The 3,036-nt window shown below is 41.5% G+C and carries 1 protein-coding gene and 1 pseudogene; one reads left to right on the top strand and one right to left on the bottom strand.

The window, feature by feature from the left end; translation table 11 throughout:
* Window positions 1-223: 223 nt before the first annotated feature.
* Window positions 224-373: pseudogene (locus JCM21738_RS26380) on the bottom strand (DUF421 domain-containing protein); the annotation flags it as partial.
* Window positions 374-723: 350 nt separating this feature from the next.
* Here JCM21738_RS26380 and JCM21738_RS21320 point away from each other — a divergent pair.
* Window positions 724-2,841: a transglycosylase domain-containing protein gene (locus tag JCM21738_RS21320; RefSeq protein ID WP_023626258.1), complete on the top strand. Its 2,118-nt coding sequence runs from the start codon at window positions 724-726 to the stop codon at window positions 2,839-2,841.
* The last annotated feature ends 195 nt before the right edge of the window (window positions 2,842-3,036 follow it).

The raw sequence follows: 3,036 nt of genomic DNA, 5'->3' as shown, positions 1-3,036 counted from the left end.
CCAGAGTCCAACTTCACTAACAAATTTTTCATTTGACTTATCAGTAAAACTTTAATGCAACGCTAGTGATAATTTCCTATTAATTAAAAAACGCCTAGACTGATGTCCAGACGTTCAGTTAGAAATATTTTTATCCTATCCAATAACACAGCCATACTGATTGCCAGGAAGAAAGCAAATGGATTGTGCTGAAATGGAAGATCAACTTTCATACCATAGAAGCCACAATTGCAATTCCGGTATGTGTATGAGGAATCTTCAGGTCGACAATGTCCGCCTCAACGACCGCACCAAAAGCCAATAAGATTAAAAAGTAAAAAATAGGCAATTCTCCTATTGAGCGTCTCCCCATAAACAAAGTCGCAAACAACATCAACGGCAGAATAGTAACCACCCTGCCTAAGAGAATTAAGGTTCTTCTAAAAGTTTCATTGGTCTCCACCAAATGTAAGAATCCTATAGTTAGTTTTGTTGTATTTTTTTCATTTATACCAAGAGCATTATTTTATATACGACCCACACTATCTTTCTAGATCTCATAAGTCTGTATGCTTGAATAATATCCCATCGACTTATCAGACTTAATCCCATCCTATGATCCCTTACGCCAGGAGAATGGCTTCAACTTTCCTGAAATACAGTAAATCATATATAATGGAAGGTAAATTATAGTTCCACCTAATCACTTGTGCTGAAAAGCTTTATTTTAAAAGGAGAAATCATATGCAATTACTGCAACAATTTTGGGAGGCAATTGTTCGATTTTGGAAACGGCGCCACCTGACTCAAATATTGTTATTAATCTTATTGGTTTTCATATTGCTGTCAATCCTTTGGTTCGCATTTATCGCTAGCAGGGCAAATGTCCAAACCCTGAAGGATGGATTGAGCCAGGCAACAACAATCTATGACCGTAATGGCGACGAAGCAAGTAAACTTGCTACCAACCGTACCGGCGGAGTATCGATAAAAGATATGCCAAATCATGTCCCAAATGCCGTCATTGCGATTGAGGATGAACGATTTTATGAACATAACGGATTCGATATTAAAGGTATCGCACGTGCTTTCTTTGGAAACCTTTTAGCTGGAGGCATTACCGGAGGCGGCAGTACCTTAACCCAGCAGCTGACAAAAAATGCTCTGTTATCTTCAGAGCGGACATACAAACGTAAAGTAGAAGAATTATTCTTAGCAGTTGAGCTTGAAAAGGTGTATGAAAAGGACGAAATCATAGAAATGTACCTGAACCAGGTGTATTTCGGCAGTGGTGCATTTGGTATCAATAACGCAAGTAAAAAATATTTCGCAAAGGAAATCCAAGATGTGACGATAAGTGAGGCGGCACTGCTTGCCGGACTGCTTAAAGCCCCTTCTGCTCTGGATCCTTATAATAATTATGAAGCTGCCATCAAACGCAGAAATATTGTTTTATCTAAAATGAACGAACTGGGGATGATATCGGATCCTCAATATAAACAAGCAAAAACCGAAAAGATCGTCCTGGAAGACGGAGGCGGTTCTCTTGCCGATCGTAAATATCCTTCTTATGTAGATGCAGTTTTGGATGAAGCGACAAGTAAATATGGCCTTACCCAGGATGAAATCATGACAAGAGGCTACCGAATATACACTGAACTTGATCAGGATATTCAATCCGGCCTGGAAAAAGTGTTTCGACAGGACCATCTATTTCCTGACCGGGCAAGTGACGTTTTAGTCCAAAGCGGATCAGTCCTGCTTGATCCCGTAAATGGCGGCGTTCGTGCCTTGGTTGGCGGACGAGGAGAAAAGGTGTTCAGAGGATTCAACCGGGCAACCCACCTCAGGGCTCAGCCTGGTTCGACAATGAAGCCCCTGGCTGTTTACACACCGGCATTAGAAGAAGGCTATGAGTATGATTCCATGCTTGTTGACAAGAAGATGTCTTTTAAAAATTATAGCCCGAAAAACTTCTCTGATACTTATCAGGGAGAAGTGCCAATGTATGAGGCCATTGAAAAATCGATTAATATTCCTGCAGTTTGGCTGCTGAATGAAATAGGCTTGAATAAAGGAATTGATGCTGTAAGAAGGTTTGGAATCAAAGTAGAAACAGAAGATCAGAACCTGGCCCTCGCCCTCGGAGGTATGCATAACGGTGTTTCTCCTTTAAAAATGGCTGAAGCTTATTCTGTCTTCCCAAATGGCGGGAAGCGTCATGATGCCCATGTTATCACAAAAATTGTCGGTCCCACAGGCAAGGTGATAGCTGAGCATGACGGCTCAACAACACGCGTTACTTCCAAATCAGTGGCCAATGAAATGACCTCTATGTTATTGAATGTAGTCGAGACAGGGACTGGTAAAGGAACAAATATTGAAGGTGTTGAGATTGCAGGAAAAACAGGCTCTACTCAGCTGCCTTATGCAGACATAAATGGAACAAAGGACCAATGGTTTGTAGGATATACACCGAACATCGTCGGAGCAGTATGGCTTGGTTATGATAAAACTGACCGCAAGCATTATTTATCCGGCAGCAGCTCAAAGGATGTAGTTCCTCTGTTCAGGGCGATCATGGAAGAAGCAGTTCCCCACATCGAGCAGGAGGAATTCAGTGTCCAGTCAATCAACGAAAGGCAGTCTGGTGCCATCGTTGATTATGAAGAAACAGAAAAAGCAATAAGGGAAAAAGCAAATGAACTGGAGAAGGAATTAAAAGAGCGTGCTGGCAAGGTTGAGGAAAAACTAAAGGAAGAAGCTCCAAAATGGAAAAAAGTATTTGAACAAATGCAGGAAGACGCCGGTAAGGTTGGCGACAAAGTGATAGATAAACTTAGAGAGTGGCAAGGAGAATAAAAAATCCAAGTAGCCTATTCTGTCTACTTGGATTTTTATGGCGATTCGGACAAAGTTACAACTCTACATTGAAATTTTGTCCAAACCTGGTCCTACTTAAGACAAAGTTACGGACATTTCCTGCTGTTTTGTCCGAACCTGGTATGACTTCGGACAAAGTTACGGACATCTCCCGCTGTTTTGGCCGAACCTGGT

The organism is Mesobacillus boroniphilus JCM 21738 (genome assembly GCF_000517385.1).
Taxonomy (GTDB): Bacteria; Bacillota; Bacilli; order Bacillales; family Cytobacillaceae; genus Mesobacillus; species Mesobacillus boroniphilus.
This window is presented reverse-complemented; position numbering and strand designations above follow the sequence as displayed.